Source organism: Treponema denticola (genome assembly GCF_024181645.1).
GTDB classification, from domain to species: Bacteria; Spirochaetota; Spirochaetia; order Treponematales; family Treponemataceae; genus Treponema_B; species Treponema_B denticola_A.
In genome coordinates, this window is sequence record NZ_CP058624.1 from 475,655 (window position 1) to 497,510 (window position 21,856).

A 21,856-nucleotide genomic window follows, 5' to 3' on the forward strand; every position below is an offset into this window, starting at 1 on the left:
TAGAATTTAGTCTTCGGTTTCTCCGTAGATTATTTCTTTTAAATTCTCGACAGTCTGCATTATTTTAATATTCCGTGAAACTGTGTATAAATTACTGTCAAGGTCGTAGATTTTATCTTCTTTTACAGCCTTTACCTTCTGCCAAATTTCATTCTTTGCGAACTCGGCCCTGAGACTTTCGGCCGTGTCTTCGGAATTTGTGTGGGTAAGGCGTATGATGATATCGGGCTGATGTTTTACGATTTCTTCTATATTTATGGGAACATAGGATTTGTCGAAGTCTCCGATATCGTTTGCTATATTGTGAATTTTTAAAACTTCCATCAAGCTTCCTGTGTAACAGTTTTTTGTTCCCATCATCAATTTTTTTGGAGAACCTAAAAGCATCAAGACCTTGGGGCTTTTTTTGCTGTAAATGGAGCGGCGTACTTCGAGGGTTTTTGCTTCAATGGTTTGAATGACATGTTCCGCCTCTTTTTGTTTTGAAGTCATTTCTCCCAGATGTCTGATAGTATTTAAACATGCCTCATATGAATTTAAATCGACATATTCCGTTTTTATGTTTTGGTTTTGAAATATCTTATCCAATGTAGGTTTTGAACCTAAAGAAGCCAAATAGATATCCGCATTCAGCCGTTTTACCGTTTCGATATCCGGCTGCAATGGCATACCGATTTTTTCGGTCTTTGCATAAAGCTCAGGCATAGCGTGACGGCTTGAAGGCACGCCTGCAACATTTTTATAGCCGAGGTCATCTAAGATTTCGACTATGGACATGGTTCCTGCAATAACGCGTGGCCCTGCTTCTACCGTTGTGCGGTCAGGCAAGTCTTTTTTATCTTGTTTAAAAAAATCATTAATTTCTGAACAGCTTGCGGCGAATAAAGTTAAGGAAACAACTAATACGAAGTATATAAGAGTTTTTTTTGTTTTCATAGCAGAGTATTCTAATGTTATACTTATTTCTTTTTAATATGAAGTTCGGGTAGATTAAGTTTTGTATCTCGGACCAAGGCTGCCCTGTTTTCATTTTGGATTTCTTGGTAGATTTCTTCACGGAAAACCTTGACCGAAGGCGGTGCATCTACACCTATTTTTACCTGATCTCCCCGAATATCGATTATGGTAATCTCTATATCATCTCCGATAAGTATTTTTTGGTTTGTTTTACGGGAAAGTATGAGCATCAGTTCCTCCCCGCCGCATTTAATTCGGCAAGAATGTCGTGTTTGGTATTCCATTTTCCGTCATTTAAGACAGCCTGAAAAGCCTTCTTATTCTTTTTGTTTATGATAAGAGGTCCCTGCAAATTTGCGGTAATCGGGCTTCCTGCAGCAGGAATGGTAACAAGGGCAAAAACCAATAGGTCTTTAGGAGATTCTGCCTCAATAGGCTTTAAAAGTTCATCATCTATATCTAGCTCATAATCGGGTCTGAACAAAAAGGGATCGATAACGATAAAGGCTAAATTTTCATCGTCAAGGGATTGAACCCAAAAGAAGGGCTCCTTTCCCGAATCCAACAAGGCGTATTTATGAAATTCTTCAAATCCGTAAAATCCGTCAACCAATTCTATTATCTGTTCATCCTGAATCTCAACAAGCCCCATAGCTTTTGTCTTAATTTCCATCGTAAATTCCATCCTATTTTATCTTAAGTAGTTTAAAAGCGAATCCCTGTAAAGTCTTCCCAATACGCTTAAAGAAGCTTGATGCGTATGTTCAAACATCTTTAGGTCGGTTATCGCCTTTGTAATGTCTAAGTCGGCTTCGCGCGACTCTGCTGCCGTTACATTTAAGGTTTGCGTATCAATTCGTGCCAAGATAACTTCGGCTCTTGCATACTTGGAACCTGTTTCGGCCATTCTTGTAGTAAGATTATGTATGCCCTCATCGATGATACCCAAAACCTTTCCGCCCAAGGCTTCTTGATCTCCCGAAAGGAAGGCATCGCGGACGGCAATGGCTGCATCAAAAAGAGAGCCTCCCGAAACGCGTACCGAATTTGCTAAATTGTAGGGCGGCCTTTGTTCGGCCTTTATCAAGCCCAATTCGGATAAAACGGTGCTTCCTTCAGCATCTCTAAGCCAAAGCTGGCGGGCATCGGTAGTTGTAAGGTTTAAACCGCTTGTTATCGGGTCAAGGCTTGCTTTTACTGCGGCTCCCGAATCGTTTATCTTTGACATAATTGCATAAACATTGTCGCCTGCAATTAAGGGAATCTCAACCCCGTCAACCTCGATGCTTGTGTCTTCTTTTATGACAAAGTTTCGGGCATCGGTTTCCGAGATAAGAATTTGCCTCTCGGCCCAAAATACCCTGTTACCGGCCTGATCTGCCCTCATAAAAGAAAGCTCATCGGTTTCAACTTCCTTTGAATCGACCGTGCCGTTGTATCTTACCTGAGTTATAAGGGCGGAACCTGCTCCGTCCACATCTCCCATCACGGTTTCAAAGGGCTCGGTAAAACTTTTTGTTCCCGAAAAAACTCTGACACCGTCCGAGTTTACGGCATTTCCGTTTTGAACAAGTTCTTTTAAAAGTTCATCAGCCTCGGCTGCCATATCTTTTAAGTCGTCCGGCGTATAGGTTCCGTTTGCTCCCTGTACTGAAAGCTCTCTTAAACGCTGAACAACTTGGAGCGAATTATTCATATAGGTTTCGGCCGACATATATTGATCTCTTAAGGTTTTTGTGTTCTTTTCAAACCTTTCGAGGCGGGCAAGGTAGGACTTATATCTTACCGAGTGACCTGCGGAAACGGGGTCATCTCTAAGCTGGTTTATTCTTCGTTGGGACTGAATCTGATTATTTAGATTATGAAGCCTCGACTCCTGATTCCTCATCGAAAAATTGCTGTCCGTGTGCTGAATATTTGTACTAATTCTTTTCATCATATTTTACTCCAAAACTTAAAAGCTAGACACCCATTCTGTTTATAACTGTGTCTATCATTTCGTTGATTACCGAAACAAATCTTGCAGAAGCGTTGTACCCGTGCTGAAATTTGATAATATCCGATAGTTCTTCATCTATGTTTACGCCCGATACGGAATCTCTCATATCGTGTAATTCCTTTACAATGGCTATCTGTGTGTTTAAGGTCATTTCTGCCTGCTCGCCTTTTAGACCGATTTCGGTTACAGTATCGGCAAAAAAGTCGTCAAAGGTGGCTGAGTGCCCTACCATTACGGGAGTATTCCTGATTGCGGCTATTGCAAGAGCGGCTCTGTTGTCTCCCGGATAGGCGACACCTTCGGGGCCCTTATAGCCCGAAGCTATATTTTGTATATCGCTTTTGATTACGGGATTTATTTCCATCCAGCCTGAAGGATGGGCTATAGGAGAAACCGCATATTGAGCTCCTGCCAATACATCAACCGCATTTGCTCTTCCCCAATCATAGGCTCCTTCCGGCCCGGCCTGAGAAAGCACACCGGAATAGCCTGCTAAAAATCTTCCCGAATCCTCGATATGACGGATAACAAAGTCAGGATTTTCTTTATCAAGGCTTGTCATACCTTTTAAAACAAGTTTATTGTTTTGATCCAGATAGGCAGCCACTTCGGAACCGGATCTGTTAATCCTTTCTACAAGATCTGAAACCATATCCGTCGAATAATAGGGTACCTGCACAAGACCATCCCCCGAAGAAAGGGTTAAAGTTCCTTCAAGTCCTATTTGTTCACGCGGATCAAGGGTGTTGGTGCCTGTAATTCTGAAAATATAGGAAGAATCATATTCTCCGTCGCCGTTTCTGTCAAAATTACCGAGAGTATTGTTTATAAAATATTGTTCCTTAAAAAAATCGATGCCTGTTTTTCCGTTGGGACTCATAGCATTTCTGTGTACATCGTTTACCAAATCGACAAAGTTCATTGTCATTGTATCCAGTTTTCTGATTTCGTCCCGAATATCCGTATCCCTAAGCTCAATCAAAGCGGCTAGTTTTCCCGATTCAAAATGAGCTAAATTACCGGAATCTTCCCAGATAACATCTGCATATTTATCGTTTTCCGTTGAAGCCTTAAAATCAAAGGTTCGGTGTGTTCTTCCCTGTACTATTTCAAGACCGGCCGTATGAATGACATATGTTTCGTCTTCATCTCTTTTATCTACGGAAATATCTATAAGGGAGGAAAGTTTTTCGGTTAAAAGGTCTCTTTTATCCATCAAGTCATTGGGATTGTCCCCCATAGCCTTAACCTTAACTATTTCTTCGTTTAGTTTGGCTATCCGGCCTGTTAAGTCGTTAACCTGCTTTACGGTTGCTTCTATGTCGCCGTGTACCATGTCCCTTATGCCCTGTAAACCGCGGAATTGATGATGAATGGCATCCGTTAAGGTTTCGCTTCGGGTACGGACAACCTGACGGGCAGCATCCGACTCAGGGTAGAGCGACAATTCCTGCCAAGCCTCCCAAAATTGGTCCATTCGGGTTCGGACGGAAATGTCCTCGGGCTCATTGTGAACCTGTTCCAAAAGGGCTATATAAGAGTTTCGTGTTTCCCAATAACCCAGGTCATCAGTAGCCCCTATAATTCTTTGATCTAAAAGTTCATCCCTTAATCGGGTAATCGAACCTATGGTAACACCCTGTCCTATTTGCCCGGGCGTTTCAGCTCTGGTTAAATCTGGCCTGTAAATAGGCTCAAAAGCCTCGAGGTTTACCCTCTGCCTTGTATATCCCTTTGTCGAAGAATTCGAAATATTATGACCTGCCGTTTGAATCGACTGCTGGTGAGCAAACAAACTCCTTTTTCCTAATTCTATTGCATCAAATGTCGCCATCTATAACCTCCATAAAAATTACGGTAGATAAACAGTGAGGCTGAATTTCTGCCGAACTGTTTATCGTACCTCCATTTATTTTCCTATAAGACCTCATTTAAAACGAGGCTTGTTATTTCCGTATTAACCCGCTTTCCTGCTGCCGTATAACACTTTCCGTTTCTTTCTTCCGAAATGATATCGACCACGCCCTTAACCAATGCTTGAGCATGTGAAACATAATTTGAGAAGACATCATTTTCAATCTTTGAATAAAAAACTTTTTCTTTTAGTTTTTCATATAAAGAATCGATCTTTTTTTTATCCGATGAAGTAAATTGCTTTGTATGCATGTAAAAGTCGAATTCTTGAGGATTATCCTCATCAGGCTGTAAAAGTCCGTATAACCTCTTATCCAAATGCGAAAATTTTACGGAAGCCTCATTTAAGGAACTCAAATTTTTTTCACTTTCCTGCCAGTCTCTATCCAAAACGCCTTGATACATAGCCTTTTGTAGTTTATAGATATTATCGATTAAATCGATTTGTTCATGTAAAATGCTTTTTATGTCTGCTGCAACCGAATGTTTTTCCATAGCAATCTACTCCTCAGAACCAGTATCGGCATATAAAGAAAAAGCATTAGAGATTTTTTAATTTATGGGTATCTTTTAAAAAAATTAGGGGGGAAGACTGTACCACTTAGGGTTTATAAAAAGATAAGGGTACAGTTTTATTTAAGCCATAAGTATCACGGTTTTGCCGTTGCCGGCTTCTATTTAAAAAATATTTGCCACACGGAAAGGCCGATCGAAATAAGCCCAAGAATGATTGAATAAACTCCGGTTTTAAAAGAAATTCGGGCCATTATATTTGAAGTATGCCAATAGAATGAAAACCACGAAACAGGAGTTATTTCCAGTTCAATCTTATCATTTTTATCATCGCTGTCGCTGTAGTTGTTAAGGATATTCTTTCCGTCGCTGTCCATATAGATAATGTCTTTTGAAAGAATGTTATGAGGAACGCCTCGTAAAATTCGGTAAATAGAATTATTATTGTGAGATATTTTTATAAACCGATTTTCTCTGTTTGTTCCGGCTAGGGTTTTTCCAAAAATTTCCTTGTAAGCACTAGGAGACATATAGGCCGAGTCGGTACCGAAAAGTGTATTATCAGGTTCATTGTCATTTCGGCAAAACTTTAGTTTGATTGAATATTCTTTTTTCATATTTTGTGTCCTTCAATTAAATTATTTCCGCATTTTGTTTGCCGGTATTTCTAGCGGCAAAAATAAATCGGTACCAAGCCTTGCGGGAAACTTGAGTACCGAAACACTTTCTTAATCTTAGTTTTTTTTCCAGTATTTGTCCTCCGAATAAGTAGTTTTTAATAAAGTTGCTGCATTTGCAGGGTCTTCCAAATCAGTTTCCGATATATCTTTAATTTTGTTATTGCAACTATAATCATCATACACTGCCCAGCCTTTTTTATCTGCAAATATTACCGAATTAAGACCGCTGCAATTATAAAAAGCATTGCTGCCAATCTCAGTAATACCTTCCGGCAGCGAAATACTTGTTAAACTGCTGCAATCCTCAAAAGTACCGTAGTTAATCTTAGTAATACCTGCCGGCAGCGAAATACTTGTTAAACTGCTGCAACCATGAAAAGCTCTATTTTTAATCTCAGTAATACCTGCCGGCAGCGAAATACTTGTTAAACTGCTGCAACCATCAAAAGCACCACTTTCAATCTCAGTAATACCTGCCGGCAGCGAAATACTTGTTAAACTGCTGCAACCCCCAAAAGTACAGTAGTTAATCTTAGTAATACCTGCCGGCAGCGAAATAATTGTTAAATTGCTGCAACCCTGAAAAGCATAGTAGCCAATCTCAGTAAGACCTGCCGGCAGCGAAATACTTGTTAAATTGCTGCAACCCTGAAAAGCAAAGTCGTCAATCTTAGTAATACCTTCCGGCAGCGAAATACTTTCTAAACTGCTGCAACCTCGAAAAGCAGAGCCTGCAATCATAGTAATACCTGCCGGCAGCGAAATACTTGTTAAACTGCTGCAACCCCAAAAAGTACCGTAGTTAATCTTAGTAATACCTTCCGGCAGCGAAATACTTGTTAAACTGCTGCAACCATCAAAAGCACCACTTTCAATCTCAGTAATACCTGCCGGCAGCGAAATACTTGTTAAACTGCTGCAATTCTTAAAAGCATCGTATGCAATCTTAGTAATACCTTTCGGCAGCGAAATACTTGTTAAACCGCTGCAACCATAAAAAGCATATTTACCAATAGCTACCATAGGATTGTTTTCTGTACCGGCAGGTATAATTATCTTACCGCGGGGTGCTTCTCCGGTATAACCTTTATTCTCCGAAATACATAACTCGCCGTTTTCCGTTTCAGTTTTAAATTTTAAGTAGTTTGTAACTGCATATACGGTTGTATCCTTGGTAAAAGTATAGTCATCGTCAATCTTTTGTCCGTTCTCATCATTTAAACGCCACTCGTATAAGCCGTAATCTCCGCCTTGCCACTCCGGTTTCAATTTTATAGTTTCATCTGAGGGTTTTATATCACTCCATTTGACTCCCGGCTTTTTATTTGATAATTCCGGACCGGTATAAGACTCAATCCGCTCATCACCAATATTTACTGTAATGTTTATTGTCCATTGAGCGGTATGTGTTGAATCTTTTGAGAATTCGGCCGGTATCTCCGGCACCCAACCGGAAAATCGGTTTCCATCTTTTGAAGGATCTGCCGGTTTTGTTACAGCAGCACCGAATTTGCCGGTAATCTTGTTGCCGGGAATTGCAGGGCTTATAGTTCCGCCGTCCAAGTCCAGGGTAAGAGTAATCATCTTTCTGTCGTACTTAATTTCAACTACCGTCGAGCCGTCTTCGTTTATAGTTTGCTGTGTAATGGCTTGAGCGGTAAAACCTTCATACTGCTTGGCGACGGCAAGGGTTTTGCTGCCTTTTCCTCCTTTGAGTGACTCTGTTTCTTTTTGGGTGTAGCCGTCATCGTCTGCATTTTGCTGTAAGTGCTTTACCGTGTAGGCTGCACTTTCACTTTCTGCAACCCATTTTGCCCAAAACTCTTTTTTGCCGGTTGTGCCTTTTGTGATTTTTGTTACCGCTTCGCCGCTAAATTCAGAATTTCCGAACCAGCCGTCAAAGACCTGTCCTTCCTTAGATGGGGCTCTTAACGGAAATTCATCGTTTTTCGTATAAGAAGCGGGGTTATCAACATTGTTTGTTCCGCCGTCTAAGTGATAGGTGATGCTGTATTTTCCCGATTCTGAACCGTTTCCCCCTCCCGAACCTGCAGAATTTGAAGAACCTGAAGGTTGTTTACATCCAAATAGCATTGCCGTCAATGCTAATCCAAGTACAAGTATTTTTACACTTGTTTTCATCAATGCTTTTTTCATAAGAAAGCTCCTTTACTAGAAACGGGCGGTCTTGTTCTGCCGTAAATACGCCCTGAGAAAACAAACCGCCCGCCGTTTTTATTAAGAGAAAATATAATTGCATAGAATAAAAAAGAGATAAGATTAGTATTGTATTGTATTGTATTGTATTGTATTGTATTGTAAGCCTGAATTTACATTAGAGGTAAACACCGTCTTGTTCCGGTTCGGAGTAAACACATTTCGCATACACAAGAAAAACACGGATAACCTCCTATCAGTAAATAGTTATACAATATATTCCAGTATGGCAGATTTTGGAGGTTTTGTCAAGGAATTGGGATTTCCTTGAATTTCAGTTGACGTAAGCCGAAAATAAATGTATTATAGATGGTATGAAAAAGAATTTTTATTTTTTAGGCCTATGCCTTATTGTAATTTTAATAGGTTCATGTGCATCCGCACCTGAAACAAAGCCTGTTTCTGTTGCCGAAACTCAGGTAAATGAAGAAAAACCGCAGCAGGTTCAAAAACCCGCAGTTGTTGAAAAACCTATAGAAGCGGCAAAACCCCAAGTTGACGCACCCAAACCGGCAGATGAAGAAGTTGTAGCGCAATTTGAGGGCGTTTCCATTACCAGAAAGGAAAAGGAAATAGCAAAGTCCGAAATTGAAGAGGTTGTAAAAAAACTAAACGAGATAACGGCAAAAAAGGACTATGGCCGCTGGAGATTCTGGCTTTCAAAAGATTATATAAAAGAATTTTCAAAGCCTGAAGTGTTAAAAAAAACCAGTGAAGGTCTTCCTTCCAATTTAAAGGGAAAGCAGTTAAAAACCATTGAAGACTATTTTTACTATGTTTTTGTACCCTCAAGGCAAAACGGAAGAGTTGATGATATTGAGTATTTAACACCGACAAAGGTTAGAGTTTGGAAGATAGAGCCTACACGGAAACTGATATTTTATAATCTTGAAAAAATAGATGACAGATGGCTTTTAGTGCCTTAAAAACGGGCTTTTAGAGGTTTTCCATCAAATTTGATTATTTTGACTAAAAATAGAATTAAAAATAAAAAAAACGGGGCTTACTACTTGACTTTACAATCAAAATGATTGAAAATAAAAGTAATGTACCAAACTTAAGGGGGTAATTTGAAATGCGACGAAAGTCTTTAGTTTTTGTAATGATGATATTATGTTTAGGATTGTGCTTTGTTTTTGCAGAAGATGGAGAGAATTCCGGCTCTATGATGACGGTAGAAGAAGCTTATCTTAATTCTATGGAGGGTATAATCCTTAAAGAGATGGTTACTACGGAAGGGCGTGATGCTAAATTTGTAGCCTTGCAAGTAATTGATGAAGCTATTGAAGGCGGAAGGGTAACGCCGGAACTGCAGGAAGCTCTTGATTCCCTTGCTACTATAGGTCTTACCACGCTTGTACGTGAAAACGGAAGGCTTGCAAACAACTATCCGGATGTTAGAAGAGAAGCTTGCCGCCTTTTAGGAAAAATTAAAAATGAGCAGGCAAAGAAGTCTCTTATGACAGTTATGTACACCGATAATGAGCCGGTGGTAATCATGGAGGCCGTTAAATCCTTAGGTGATTTGGGTTTTAACAATAACGACGAAGTTGTAGACATGATAAACTTTATCAACAGAAAATTCGATATTATTAATCCTCAAAGCTCCTTGGCTCTTGAAGTTCTCAATGCTTATGAAAAATTAGCTCCCACCGTAAAAAATAAGAGAGGGATGACTGAAAGTATTATGAGAATTGCCAATAACTTTAACTACATAACTCCTGTTAGAAACAGAGCTTTGGAAGTTTTAAAATCAATAATGGCCGGACAAAACAAAAAGTAAATTTTTACTTTTGAAAATAAAATGAAAGAGCTGATTTTAGCTTCTGCATCACCCAGACGAAAAGAGATCCTCGATTCGCTGGGTGTTTTATTTTCCGTTAAAATTTCAAATTTTGATGAATCTTTAATAACCGAAAAAGATCCTGTAAAAAAGTGTATTTTAACTGCACGCGGTAAGGCTGAAAGCCTTTTTAAGACCTTGCATCAAAACGAGATCTCTCAAAAGCTTATCTTGGCGGCAGATACCCTCGTTTTTGCCGAAAATACAGCTTTTCCAAACAAAAAAATAATCTTTGGTAAGCCTGAAAACGAAAAAGAAGCCGAGATGATGCTTAAAAATCATTCCGGCTCGGTTCATTTTGTGGTGAGTGCAATCTGCCTGCTTGACTGTAAAACAGGTCAACTGAATGAAAAGCGAAGTCTTTCTAAAGTTTTCTTTAAAAAACTTTCCGATAAAGAAATTTCCGCCTATGTAAAAACCGATGAATGGAAGGATGCTGCAGGAGCTTATAAAATTCAAGGTAAGGCTTCTTTTTTTATAGAAAAAATCGAAGGCTCTTATACCGGCATAGTAGGTCTTCCGGTCAGGGAATTGTATGAAATCTTAAATAAAAACGAATTTAAGATTCTTTAAACGGAAAACCGCCCAATTTCCAAGTTTTAGATAAAACTCTTTTTAATTAAATCTTGTCAAGCACTATACAAAATCTTCAAAAAAATATATAATAGCTCCATGCCGTTTTTACGGTAAATATCCGGGAGGATGTACGGCTCTAGTATCAGCCCCTAGGAGGGCTTAATTGGCTGTAGTCTGTTCCGAGAAATAGAGAAGGCAGGAGCTTTTTAGCTCCAAAGGAGAAACACATGGCAGTAGTAACCATGAAAAACTTACTTGAATCAGGCGTACATTTCGGCCATCAAGTAAAACGCTGGGATCCGAGAATGAAAAAATACATTTTTTCGGAAAGAAACGGAATTCATATCATCGATTTACAAAAAACAATCGTTGCAATCCGCGAGGCCTACGAAGCTGTCCGCAAAACAACTTCGGAAGGAAAATCGGTCTTGTTCGTAGGAACAAAAAAACAAGCCCAGCAGACAATTCAAAAAGAAGCTGAAAGATGCGGAATGTTCTATATTAACAACCGCTGGCTCGGCGGAATGCTCACAAACTTTTCAACAATCAAAAAGAGCTTGGCACGTCTTAAGAAAATCGAAAAAATGGAAGTTGACGGGACATTCGATAACCTGACAAAAAAAGAAATCGCTTCCTTACAAAAAGAAAAATCAAAGCTCGAAAAAAACTTAGGCGGTATTAAGGAGATGAAGGACCTTCCCGGAATCCTCTTTATTATCGATACCCGAAAAGAAGAAATTGCTATCAGAGAAGCCCGCTCCTTAGGTATTCCCATCATCGCTGTTGTAGACACCAACTGCAACCCCGAGGGTATCGACTATCCGATTCCCGGAAACGATGATGCTATCAGAGCTATTTCGCTTTTTACGGGCGTAATCGCCAATGCCGTTATCGAAGCCGATAACGAGCACGGTCTTAAAATCATCGAAAACCTTCAAGAAGATGAAGAGTCCGGTGATTCCGGTGTTGATCCCTATCAGGACAGAGAAGAAGAAATTACCGATTATTCAAACTACACTCCCAAAGATGAAGCTGCCGGAGATGATGAGGTTGAAGAAGAAAATTCTCTCGTAAGTGATGAGGATTTATACGACGACAAATAAGTAAGACCAAAAAGTTTTTATAGGAGATTCGATAAACATTCCGGCTTGAAATACAAGCCTCCATGTTTATCTTCGAGTTTTGTGCCTTGCACAAAACATCGTTTATTTTATGCAGTTTGTAAACAAACTGCTTGAAAAAACTTTTTTCAGGATTTGATAATCCTTGCAAAAAGTTTTTATAGGAGAAATTTATGGATATTAAAGCATCTGATGTAAAACAATTGCGCGATAAAACCGGTGCGGGTATGATGGAGTGCAAAAAAGCCTTACAGCATTGCAACGGAGACGCTAAAGAGGCTGAAAAATACTTAAAAGAAAAAGGTTTGGCCGCTGTCGAAAAGCGTGCTGACAGAGTAACCAGCGAAGGTATCATCGTTATCAAAAATGATAATAAAAAAGCCGTTATGCTCGAAATGACTTGCGAAACGGACTTTGTTGCAAAAAATGCGGACTTTATCGCTGTCGGAGAAGATATTGCAAAAACGGCCTTTGATAAGGATATTTCTGAAGTTACACAGGAACTCAATGATAAGCTCTTGGATTTGGCTACCCGCGTACGCGAGAATATGAACCTTACACGCTTAATAAGCATAAAAGCCGGTGCAGACGAGTACCTTTCACGCTATATTCACTCCGACAAAAAAACCGGTGTTATTATAGTTTTAAAGTCGGATAAGCCTGAAATCTTTGAAAAGACTGAGGTGCAGGAATTTGCTTATGACTGCTGTTTACATGCAGCCGCCTTTATGCCCCTCTATGTTAAAAAAGAAGATGTAGATGCATCTTATATCAAAGAGCAAGAAGAAATCTTTAAGGGTCAGGTTGCCGAGTTGAATAAGCCGGATAATGTAAAAGAAGGCATTGTTAAGGGAAAAATTTCAAAGCACTTATCCGAAATCTGCTTCCTTGAACAAGCCTTTGTCAAAGATGACAAACTTTCCGTTTCAAAGAAAATGGCCGAAGTCGGAAAAGAAGCAGGCGGCTCTTTAAGCTTGTCAAAGCTGATTATTTTTCAGTTAGGGCTTGGAATGTAAATAAAAACATTTTAATGCTGCGAGGTTTATCCTTGCAGCATTAATTCTTATGTGTTAAAATAAAATATAATCGGAGGCAAATTATGATAGAGGAAGTTAAAAAAAATTGTGAAGAAAAAATGAAAAAAGCGGTTGCCGCATTAAAAGAAGAATTCAATATGCTGAGAACCGGACGGGCATCTTCTGCTCTTTTTGATAAAATAAGAGTAAATTGCTATGGAGAGTCCACTCCTCTTAACCAGCTTGCAAATATTTCTATCCCCGAAGCAAGGCTTGTAGTAATTCAGCCATGGGATAAGGGCTTATTGGTCGAAATCGAAAAGGCTGTTTTACAGGCTGACCTTTCGGTTAATCCCACAAATGACGGAAAGGTTATCCGTATTGCAATTCCGCCGTTGACGGAAGACCGCAGAAAAGACCTTGCAAAAAAGGCAAAGACTATCGCCGAAAATTCGCGGGTTTCAGTGCGTAATATTAGGCGTGACGGAATTGATGAAGCAAAAAAATTACAAAAGGACGGAAAGATAAGCGAAGATCAGTTAAAGACGGCTGAGGACGCTTTCCAAAAATCCACCGATGCTTACATTGCCGAAATAAACAAGGTACTTGAGGCAAAAGAAAAGGAAATAATGGAAAACTAAATGTCCGATGAGCTAAAACATATCGCCATTGTCATGGACGGCAATGGCAGATGGGCAAAAAAAAGAGGACTCCCCCGTTCTATGGGACATAAGGAAGGGCTTAATACGGTCAAAAGGATAACAAAGGCCGTGTCCGATTTAGGAATTCCTTATATAACGCTTTATATATTTTCTACCGAAAACTGGAAAAGAACCGAAACGGAGGTGGGCTTTTTAATGGGGCTTATTAAACAGCATTTAAAAGCCGAGCTTAAATTTTATGCCGATAATAATATACGTATTGAGCACATAGGCAATTTAAGCGGATTACCCCAAGACATTCAAGATGAAATTAATTCTGTAAGAGAGAAAACTTCCGCTTATACGGGAACTGCAATTGTGCTCGGCATAAATTACGGAGCACACGATGAAATTTTAAGAGCAATAAAGAAACTGAATTCTGATGAGCTTGCCTCGATAAATGAAGAGTCTTTTTCTTTAAAATTGGATACAGGTAAAATTCCTCCCGTTGACCTGCTTATAAGGACGGGCGGGGAAAAGCGCTTAAGTAATTTTTTGCTTTGGCAAAGTGCCTATGCGGAACTTTATTTTACAGATACCTTGTGGCCGGATTGGACTGTAGAAGATTTATATGAAGCAATAGAAGATTATAAAAAACGAAACAGGCGTTACGGAAACGCCTAATGTAATCAACAACCCCGACGCAGAGCATTGGGGTACAGTGCTCAATGTTTTGCACTGTATGTTCTAATAAGGTAGGTGCAGTCGGCTTTAATACCCTTTGTTACGACGCAGAGCGTACGTTGCACAGCAACAGGGGATTAAAGCCTCCGCACGAATAAAGGGAGAAATAAAATGAAAATTAAAAAAATTATTGAAAGGCTGATTATATTTTTTGTAGGTGCACCTTTAGTTTTAGCTTCAATTTATTTATTACCTCATTATAATTTTTTGGTTTATCATATTGAATTGTTTATTTCAGCCCTTATTGCAAATTATGAGATATATAATATTTTGTCCCAAAGGTCTCCGGCCTATCCTAAAAAGATACTTGCTTTTTTCGGTACAATTTTAGTTCTTGCTTCATACCTAATGGGCTTGCATTCCGTACCGTTTCAATATATTTTTATTGTATTCGGCTGTGTAATAGTCGGAATGCTCTTTATGGAAATTATATTTTCATTCTCGGGAAATTTTACCAATAGTATTGCCCGTCTCACAACCGGTGTGTTTATGCTGATTTATCCTTGGGGCTTGGCAGTTTATTTATCTGCAATTGCAAGCCTTCCAAATGCAGGGGCTCTTATCATCATGTTCTGTCTTATGACCTTCGGCTGCGATTCCTTTGCGTGGTTTTTCGGAATGCTTTTCGGAAAAAACAATAGAGGCTTTATTAAGGCAAGCCCAAAAAAAAGTATTGCAGGTTTTATAGGCGGTTTCATAGGTTCTGCAACAGCTGCTGTAGGTTCCTTTTATTTTTTTAATAAACAATTTAACGGAAAATTAAAAGAGCTTATAATCATAGCTCTTTTTACGGCCCTCTTTGCCATTATCGGCGACATAATAGAATCTATTTTGAAGCGTTCTGCAGATGTAAAGGATTCAGGAAAGGTGATTTTAGGGCGGGGCGGTATTCTTGACAGCATTGATTCCCTGCTCATCGCTGCTCCAGTATTCTACACCCTTTGTCTGTTTTTATTAGGCGGCTTTTAATGGAAAAAAAAAGGGTTATCGTTCTCGGTGCCGGAGGCTCAATCGGAAAAAGCAGTCTGGAAATAATAAGGAGATTTTCCGATAGGTTTGTTCTTGCCGGTTTTTCGGTTCATTCAAATTCGGATTTTGCAAAAACTCTTCTAGCCGAATTTACCGATGCGCAATTTGTTTCTACAAAAAAAAAGGATTCCAATCTAAAACACGAAATAGATGCGGAAGCTGTAAGACAGTTGATTGAAAAATCAAAGGCCGATATAGTCATTAACGGTATAGCGGGTTCGGCAGGCTTAAAGGCTTCGGTCGAAGTTATAAAAAGCGGTTTGGATTTGGCTCTTGCAAATAAAGAAACTATAGTAGAGGCCTGGGAGCTGATTTTTCAAGATGCCGAAAAGTCGGGAAGCACAATAATTCCCGTCGATTCGGAACACGCTGCAATTTTTCAGCTTATAAATGCCCACAAAAAAGAAAACATCGAAAAGATTATAATTACCGCCTCAGGCGGCCCCTTTTTAAATACGCCGAGAGAAAAGCTTAGCACAATGAAGCTTGAAGATGCCTTAAAGCATCCGACATGGAAGATGGGCGGAAAGATTACGATAGATTCGGCTTCTCTTGCAAACAAGGCCTTGGAAGTGATTGAGGCTGTAAAGCTATTTTCTTTTCCGCCCGAAAAAATCGAAGTTACGGTTCATCCTCAAAGTATAATCCATTCGATGGTACAGTGTAAAAACGGAGAGATATTTGCTCAAGCTTCTCCTCCCGATATGAAAAATCCTATTTTAAATGCCTTAAGTTTTCCGGAGGTGCCTGAAAGCTTTTTAAGGCCCTTGGATTTTTCTCAAATTATAAACTTGGAATTTATGCCTCCCAGAACCGATGATTTTCCTATGCTGGCTTTGGGTTTTGAGGCGGCTGGAAAAGGAGGCGCCTATCCTATAGCCTTTAATGTTGCAAATGAGGAAGCCGTTGATGCCTTTATCAAAGGGAAAATAGGCTTTACGGATTTAGCCGATATTACGCAAGAAGTTTTAAATTCAGATTGGACTATGAAACCTTCTTCTTATGAAGAAGTTTATGACTATGAAAACAGAGCAAGAGCGGTCGCTTTGGCAAGGATACTTGACAGGCAAGGATACTTGACTGAGTAAACGGCTTGCAATAAAAGTAAAACGGAATAATTTATGGTTAAGATTTTAATAGGTTTGATTATATTGAGTATCATGGTCTTTATCCATGAGCTTGGACATTTTATTGCCGCAAAACTCTGCGGTGTTGTAGTTGAAAGTTTTTCGATAGGCTGGGGCCCTGTTCTTTTTAAAAAAAAGAAAGGAGACACGGAATATAGAATTTCTGCAATTCCCATGGGCGGTTATTGCGGCATGAAGGGAGAAAAAGCCTTTCAGCAGGCAATCGAAGAAAAGCTCCCTGCGATTCCTAAAAAAGAGGGAGAGCTTTATGGAGTGCATCCTTTTAAGCGGATTATAATTGCCTTTGCCGGCCCTTTTGCAAACTATATAAGTGCGGTTCTGGCTCTGGCTATTGTAAGTGCTATCGGTTCAAGCTATTATACAAGCTCGAATAAGATAGCTCCCGTTTACTATTATAACGAAGCCGATGATTCTCCTGCCCGCGAGGCTGATTTAAGGATGGGGGATGTAATTTTAAGCATTAACGGCGAAAAGACTGAAACATTTGCCGACATAGTGCGCCTCATTGTGCCTGAAGCAAAGGAAGAGGTTACGCTGGAAATAGAAAGAGATGGGCAGATCCTCACAAAAAAACTTAGGCCCAAGCTCGATCCAAAAACCGGTGCAGGCATAATAGGTTTTTATTCTTTTATTCCCCTTGAAATTGACGGTGTAAAGCCTTCTTCATCTGCCGAACTTGCAGGGCTTAAAAAAGGCGACCTTATTACGGAAGTGAACGGAATTGAAGTCGCCAATACGATAGACTTAAACCGTGCCCTAGGCGGTATAAGCGAAAAGACTGCCGAATTAGGCATTTTAAGGGACGGAAACAAGATTACAAAAACCGTAAACCTTATCAGAACCGAAAACGGAATAGACCTTGGGCTAAATATTAAAAACATCAAGGTGGAGATTCCCGGAACGGGCTTTTTTAAAAGCATAGTGAACGGCTTTGTCTTAACTCACAAGGCCTTTGTTTTGACATTTAAAAGTTTAGGCCTTTTGTTTAAGGGAGTTGATTTTAGGCAAGCCGTTTCGGGCCCTGTACGCATTACCCATATGTTGGGCGATGTTGCCGCCCAAGGTTTTAAGGCCGGCTTTTTAATCGGGCTTTCGGATATCTTAAACTTTGTAAGCATAATTTCTATTTCTCTTTTTATAATGAATTTACTGCCGATTCCGATTTTGGACGGAGGCTTAATTCTTTTTGCCTTTATCGAATTTATTTTTAGAAGACAAATTCATCCGAAGGTGTTGTACTATGTTCAGTTTATCGGCATAGCCTTTATCGGCGTAGTTTTTCTCTTTGCCCTCTGGGGAGACATAGGATATTTTTTAGGAAGGTAAGTTTTTAAATATGAAAAAGATTTTCATTATGCTTATGATTTTTGCTTTGAGTATTTTTTTATTTTCTTGCAATGTAAAAAATGATGAAAAGATTGTTTCGGGTATTTTTGAAGGAAAGGCCGAAGGCTTAATGGGAAATATAAGCGTAAGGGTTGTGATAGAAAAAAGTAAAATTAAAAATATAGATATCTTAGAGTATGCCGATACGCCCGGCTACAGTGATACCGTTTTTGAATACCTACCTAAGAGGGTTGTCGAGAAAGGTTCTACAGATGTGGACATTGTGGCCGGTGCTACCTTAACGAGTAAGGCTTTTTTAGAGGCGGTAAATGACGCCTTAAAAAAAGCCGGCCGCTAGCTATGCCGAAAAAGAATAAGCCTTGTTAAGTAGGGGGCTATTGTACTACAATATTTACGAGCTTATCGGGCACTGTAATTATCTTTTTAATCTCTTTGCCTTCAATGTTGCGGACAGCACCCTCATTCGATAAAGCAAGGCGTTCCAGTTCCTCTTTAGAGGTTCCTGCCTCTGCCTCAAACTTACCTCGGAGTTTTCCGTTTACCTGTACCACCACCGTGCAGGTTTGGTCAACGCAGAATTTTTCGACAAACATCGGCCAGTGAGAATAGGCTATCGATTCGTCATTACCCATCTTTTGCCAAAGCTCTTCGGCCAAGTGAGGAGCGTAGGGGTTTAAAAGTTTTACAAAATTATACCAAACATAGTGGGGTATTTTTTTGTGCTTTGAAACCTCGTTTATAAAAATCATCATCTGGCTTATGGCAGTGTTAAAGTTAAGAGAGGCTGTGTCCTCGGTTACCTTTCTAATCGTCTTATTTAAAAGAGCTGTCAATGTCTTGGTTTCAGGGGTCGAGGTATCGTTGACGGGAGTTTTATATATTTCTCTGTCGGACAGATTCCAGATTTTTTCTAAAAATCTGAACACTCCCATGATGCCGCTTGTGTTCCAAGGTTTTGAAACCTCTAAGGGGCCTAAGAACATTTCGTAGAGGCGCAGGGTGTCTGCCCCGTATTCTTTTATGATGTCGTCGGGATTGATAACATTCTTTAAGCTCTTGGACATCTTGGCTATTACCTGTTCAAGTTTTTCTCCGGTTTCAATATCTTCAAATTCGGTTTCAGATATTTTTTTAACCTTATCGACCGGAACAAGGCTTTTGTTTTTTCTCATATAGGCAAAGGAGGTTATCATTCCCTGATTTACAAGCCGTGTAAAGGGCTCTTTTGTAGAGACTAGCCCAAGGTCATACAAAACCTTGTGCCAAAACCTTGCATACAATAAATGGAGAACTGCATGTTCGGTTCCTCCAACATAGAGGTCTACAGGCATCCAGTAATCGCATTTTTCTTTGTCGGCAAAGGCTTCGTTGTTATGAGGGTCTATAAAGCGGAGATAGTACCAGCAAGAGCCTGCCCACTGAGGCATTGTATTGGTTTCCCGTTTTGCTTCCTTTCCGCATTTTGGGCATTTTGTATTTACCCAAGAGTCAATAGCCGCCAAGGGGCTTTCGCCCGTACCTGCGGGAGTATAGCTTTCTACTTGGGGCAGGGTTAAGGGTAGAGCATGTTCGTCTAGGGGAACTATGCCGCAAGAGGGGCAGTGTACCAAGGGTATGGGCTCGCCCCAATAGCGCTGACGGCTGAAAATCCAGTCACGGAGTTTGTAGTTTACGGCTCTTTTTGCAAGGCCTAAGTTTTCAAGATATTCCGTGATCTTTGTCTTTGCTTCTTCCGTTTTTAGACCGTCAAACTGTTTTGAGTTTACCGAATAGCCGTCCTCGGTTGTACAAGCCTTAGGTTCAGCCGAAAAGTCTCTTTTTCCGCTTTCCCATTCTTCCGCACCGGCTACAACCTTTATTTTAGGCAGATTGAATTGGGCAGCAAACTCAAAGTCTCTTTCATCATGGGCGGGTACTGCCATAATTGCTCCCGTGCCGTAGGAGATTAAAATATAGTCCGAAATCCAGACGGGGATTTTTTGTTCCGTCAATGGATTGATTGCATAGGCTCCCGTAAAAACGCCGGTCTTGTTTTTTGCGAGGTCTGTTCTTTCGAGGTCGCTTTTTTTTGCGGCCTCTTCGATATAAGCGGCAACAGCTTTTTCTTGGCTGCTTGTAGTTATGCTTTTTACGAGCTCGTGTTCCGGGGCCAAGACCATGTAGGTTGCTCCGAAGATCGTGTCGGGGCGGGTTGTATAAACCTTGATTTTTTGCCCAGTTTCTTTTCCGTCCTTATCTACGAGGGCAAAGTCTACCTCGGCTCCCGTACTCTTGCCTATCCAATTTTTTTGCATAATTTTAATGGATTCGGGCCAGTCGAGTTCGTCCAAATCTTCTAAGAGGCGTTCGGCATATTCGGTTATCTTTAAAATCCATTGCCTTAAGTTTTTGCGTTGAATTTGAGCTCCGCATCTTTCGCATTTTCCGTCCTTTACTTCTTCATTGGCAAGGCCCGTTAAGCAGGAAGGGCACCAGTTGATGGGGGCTTCTTTTTCGTAGGCTAATCCCTTTTTAAATAATTGGAGGAAGATCCACTGGGTCCATTTATAATAGGATTCTTCGCTTGTGGAGATTTCCCTATCCCAATCATAGCTTAAGCCGATGGACTTTATCTGCTTTCTAAAGGTTTCCATATTTTTTCGGGTGGTGATAAGGGGGTGAACGCCCGTCTTTATTGCATAGTTTTCTGCAGGCAGTCCGAAAGAATCAAAGCCCATCGGATGGAGTACATTGTATCCGCTCATGCGTAAAAACCGGCTGTAAATATCCGTTGCAGTATAGCCTTCAGGGTGCCCTACATGGAGGCCGTCTCCCGAAGGATAGGGAAACATATCCAAAATATAGAGTCTCTTATCCTTAGGATAATTTTTATCTTCAACTGTTTTAAAGGTTTTGTTTTCTTCCCAATACTTTTGCCATTTGGGTTCTATCGTGCTAAAAGGATAAGCCATATTTTACTCCAAGAAAATTGATGAATCTATCAAAATTGACGGAAAGTATTTTATAGAAAAGAGGAGAAAAATGCAAGTGCCGATGAAAAATGTACTTTTGAGAAATTCTTTTCAAAATTTTACTATTTATTCAACTTATAACCCTATAATTATATGAAGGCAGCAGGAATAATTTGCTGTTTTAAGGAGAAAAGCTATGTCAAATGAAAAAACTATTTTAAACCCCAAGACCGATTGGGTTTTTAAGCTGATGTTTTCCAAAGGTGAAGAAGGAAACAAGGCTCTTATAAGTTTTCTAAATGCCTTTTTGGAAGATTCTTACGGTAAAATCAAAAAGGCCGAAATCATAAACACCGAGCTTATTCGCGATAGGCCTTCGGGAAAAACTTACCGCCTTGATTTTTTGATTAGAACCGACAACGGCCTTCTTGTAGACCTTGAAATGCAGCAGTTTTGGAAAACAAACTATCCTCGCAGAAGTCAAATGTACCTTATGCGTCTCGCTTCCCGTTTTTTAAAGACGGAACCCAAGGAAGGTGACTTTTTGTACGCTATAAGCCTTTCCGTTTTCGGCTGCGATGTTCCTAAAAACGCAGAGCTTGTAAAGATGCCTGAGAGCTCGATAATTCAATATCTTTATGTTGAATTAAACGAGCTAATAGTTTATACTATGAAAAAGAGATTGGAAGAGTATAGCTTAAAAGACTTTTGGATAAGGTTTTTGGCCAACTATGAAGAAGACAAAAAAAGCGGAATGTTGGAAGAATTGTGTAAATTAGAGGAGGGTATAAAAATGGCAGAAGCAACACTCTTTAGGGTAACTGATGAAGAGAGGCGAATGGCAATAGAACTCTCTGACGAAAAATACCGGATGTATGTGGAAGATGAACGCAGTGAAGCCAGGAGAGAGGGTTTAGCTGAGGGCAGGACTGCTGGTTTAGCTGAAGGACAAGAGAAAGGAAGAAGTATAGGATTAGCTGAGGGTTCACATCAAGCAAAAGTGGAAGTGGCAAAAAACTTACTTGATATAGGATTGTCTATAGAAAATATAACAAAGACAACCGGCTTAAACCGTGAGGAAATTGAAAAGATCAATTAAATAGGGAAGGAAGCAACGAATACTTATATGTCTGGTACTGTAACATACATATGAGAAAAAG

At 39.9% G+C, this 21,856-nt stretch carries 21 protein-coding genes; 12 read left to right on the top strand and 9 right to left on the bottom strand.

What is annotated here, in order from left to right:
• Positions 1-6: 6 nt before the first annotated feature.
• The 8 genes from HO345_RS02245 to HO345_RS02280 form a co-directional block, all read right to left on the bottom strand.
• Positions 7-936 carry an ABC transporter substrate-binding protein gene (locus HO345_RS02245; RefSeq protein ID WP_253683634.1) on the bottom strand — a complete coding sequence of 310 codons (930 nt, stop codon included), beginning with the start codon at positions 934-936 and terminating at the stop codon, positions 7-9.
• Positions 937-959: 23 nt separating this feature from the next.
• Complete coding sequence (csrA, locus tag HO345_RS02250; protein WP_010695215.1) at positions 960-1,187, bottom strand: carbon storage regulator CsrA; 228 nt, start codon at positions 1,185-1,187, stop codon at positions 960-962.
• Positions 1,187-1,630 (bottom strand): flagellar assembly protein FliW, encoded by a 444-nt coding sequence (locus HO345_RS02255; RefSeq protein ID WP_253683635.1) that lies wholly within the window; start codon positions 1,628-1,630, stop codon positions 1,187-1,189. Before HO345_RS02255 ends, csrA begins: the two co-directional genes overlap by 1 nt.
• 18 nt (positions 1,631-1,648) lie before the next feature.
• The gene (locus HO345_RS02260) at positions 1,649-2,896 is read right to left on the bottom strand and encodes a flagellar hook-associated protein 3 (protein ID WP_253683636.1); all 1,248 of its coding nucleotides are present in this window, start codon (positions 2,894-2,896) and stop codon (positions 1,649-1,651) included.
• A gap of 22 nt (positions 2,897-2,918) precedes the next feature.
• Positions 2,919-4,790 (bottom strand): flagellar hook-associated protein FlgK, encoded by a 1,872-nt coding sequence (gene flgK, locus HO345_RS02265; protein ID WP_253683637.1) that lies wholly within the window; start codon positions 4,788-4,790, stop codon positions 2,919-2,921.
• A gap of 83 nt (positions 4,791-4,873) precedes the next feature.
• Positions 4,874-5,365, bottom strand: coding sequence for a hypothetical protein (locus HO345_RS02270; RefSeq protein WP_253683638.1), 492 nt, complete (start codon positions 5,363-5,365; stop codon positions 4,874-4,876).
• A 179-nt stretch (positions 5,366-5,544) separates the two neighbouring features.
• Entirely contained in the window at positions 5,545-6,000 is a 456-nt protein-coding gene (locus HO345_RS02275) for a hypothetical protein (RefSeq protein ID WP_010695237.1), read from the bottom strand.
• Between the two features lie 117 nt (positions 6,001-6,117).
• Positions 6,118-8,220 (bottom strand): leucine-rich repeat protein, encoded by a 2,103-nt coding sequence (locus HO345_RS02280; protein ID WP_253683639.1) that lies wholly within the window; start codon positions 8,218-8,220, stop codon positions 6,118-6,120.
• A gap of 374 nt (positions 8,221-8,594) precedes the next feature.
• On the opposite strand from HO345_RS02280, the gene HO345_RS02285 reads away from it, so the two are divergent.
• The 11 genes from HO345_RS02285 to HO345_RS02335 all read left to right on the top strand — a co-directional run bounded on the left by HO345_RS02285 (position 8,595) and on the right by HO345_RS02335 (position 18,082).
• Positions 8,595-9,206 (top strand): hypothetical protein, encoded by a 612-nt coding sequence (locus HO345_RS02285; protein WP_253683640.1) that lies wholly within the window; start codon positions 8,595-8,597, stop codon positions 9,204-9,206.
• Positions 9,207-9,355: 149 nt separating this feature from the next.
• Positions 9,356-10,063 carry a HEAT repeat domain-containing protein gene (locus tag HO345_RS02290; RefSeq protein ID WP_002683974.1) on the top strand — a complete coding sequence of 236 codons (708 nt, stop codon included), beginning with the start codon at positions 9,356-9,358 and terminating at the stop codon, positions 10,061-10,063.
• 21 nt (positions 10,064-10,084) lie between these two features.
• A complete protein-coding gene (locus HO345_RS02295) occupies positions 10,085-10,696 on the top strand; it encodes a Maf family protein (protein ID WP_253683641.1) in 612 nt (203 codons plus the stop codon).
• A gap of 230 nt (positions 10,697-10,926) precedes the next feature.
• A complete protein-coding gene (gene rpsB, locus HO345_RS02300; protein WP_253683642.1) occupies positions 10,927-11,802 on the top strand; it encodes a 30S ribosomal protein S2 in 876 nt (291 codons plus the stop codon).
• A 191-nt stretch (positions 11,803-11,993) separates the two neighbouring features.
• A complete protein-coding gene (tsf, locus tag HO345_RS02305; RefSeq protein WP_253683643.1) occupies positions 11,994-12,836 on the top strand; it encodes a translation elongation factor Ts in 843 nt (280 codons plus the stop codon).
• A gap of 83 nt (positions 12,837-12,919) precedes the next feature.
• Complete coding sequence (gene frr, locus HO345_RS02310) at positions 12,920-13,477, top strand: ribosome recycling factor (RefSeq protein ID WP_253683644.1); 558 nt, start codon at positions 12,920-12,922, stop codon at positions 13,475-13,477.
• Positions 13,478-14,161 carry a di-trans,poly-cis-decaprenylcistransferase gene (locus tag HO345_RS02315; RefSeq protein WP_253683645.1) on the top strand — a complete coding sequence of 228 codons (684 nt, stop codon included), beginning with the start codon at positions 13,478-13,480 and terminating at the stop codon, positions 14,159-14,161.
• A gap of 171 nt (positions 14,162-14,332) precedes the next feature.
• Complete coding sequence (locus tag HO345_RS02320) at positions 14,333-15,190, top strand: phosphatidate cytidylyltransferase (protein ID WP_253683646.1); 858 nt, start codon at positions 14,333-14,335, stop codon at positions 15,188-15,190.
• Positions 15,190-16,338: a 1-deoxy-D-xylulose-5-phosphate reductoisomerase gene (gene dxr / locus HO345_RS02325; RefSeq protein WP_253683647.1), complete on the top strand. Its 1,149-nt coding sequence runs from the start codon at positions 15,190-15,192 to the stop codon at positions 16,336-16,338. Before HO345_RS02320 ends, dxr begins: the two co-directional genes overlap by 1 nt.
• A gap of 33 nt (positions 16,339-16,371) precedes the next feature.
• Complete coding sequence (gene rseP, locus HO345_RS02330; RefSeq protein WP_253683648.1) at positions 16,372-17,724, top strand: RIP metalloprotease RseP; 1,353 nt, start codon at positions 16,372-16,374, stop codon at positions 17,722-17,724.
• A 10-nt stretch (positions 17,725-17,734) separates the two neighbouring features.
• The gene (locus HO345_RS02335; RefSeq protein ID WP_253683649.1) at positions 17,735-18,082 is read left to right on the top strand and encodes an FMN-binding protein; all 348 of its coding nucleotides are present in this window, start codon (positions 17,735-17,737) and stop codon (positions 18,080-18,082) included.
• A gap of 37 nt (positions 18,083-18,119) precedes the next feature.
• Here HO345_RS02335 and leuS read toward each other — a convergent pair whose 3' ends face one another.
• Positions 18,120-20,696: a leucine--tRNA ligase gene (gene leuS, locus HO345_RS02340; protein ID WP_253683650.1), complete on the bottom strand. Its 2,577-nt coding sequence runs from the start codon at positions 20,694-20,696 to the stop codon at positions 18,120-18,122.
• A gap of 196 nt (positions 20,697-20,892) precedes the next feature.
• Between leuS and HO345_RS02345 the strand changes: the two genes are divergently transcribed.
• A complete protein-coding gene (locus HO345_RS02345; protein ID WP_253683651.1) occupies positions 20,893-21,795 on the top strand; it encodes a PD-(D/E)XK nuclease family transposase in 903 nt (300 codons plus the stop codon).
• The last annotated feature ends 61 nt before the right edge of the window (positions 21,796-21,856 follow it).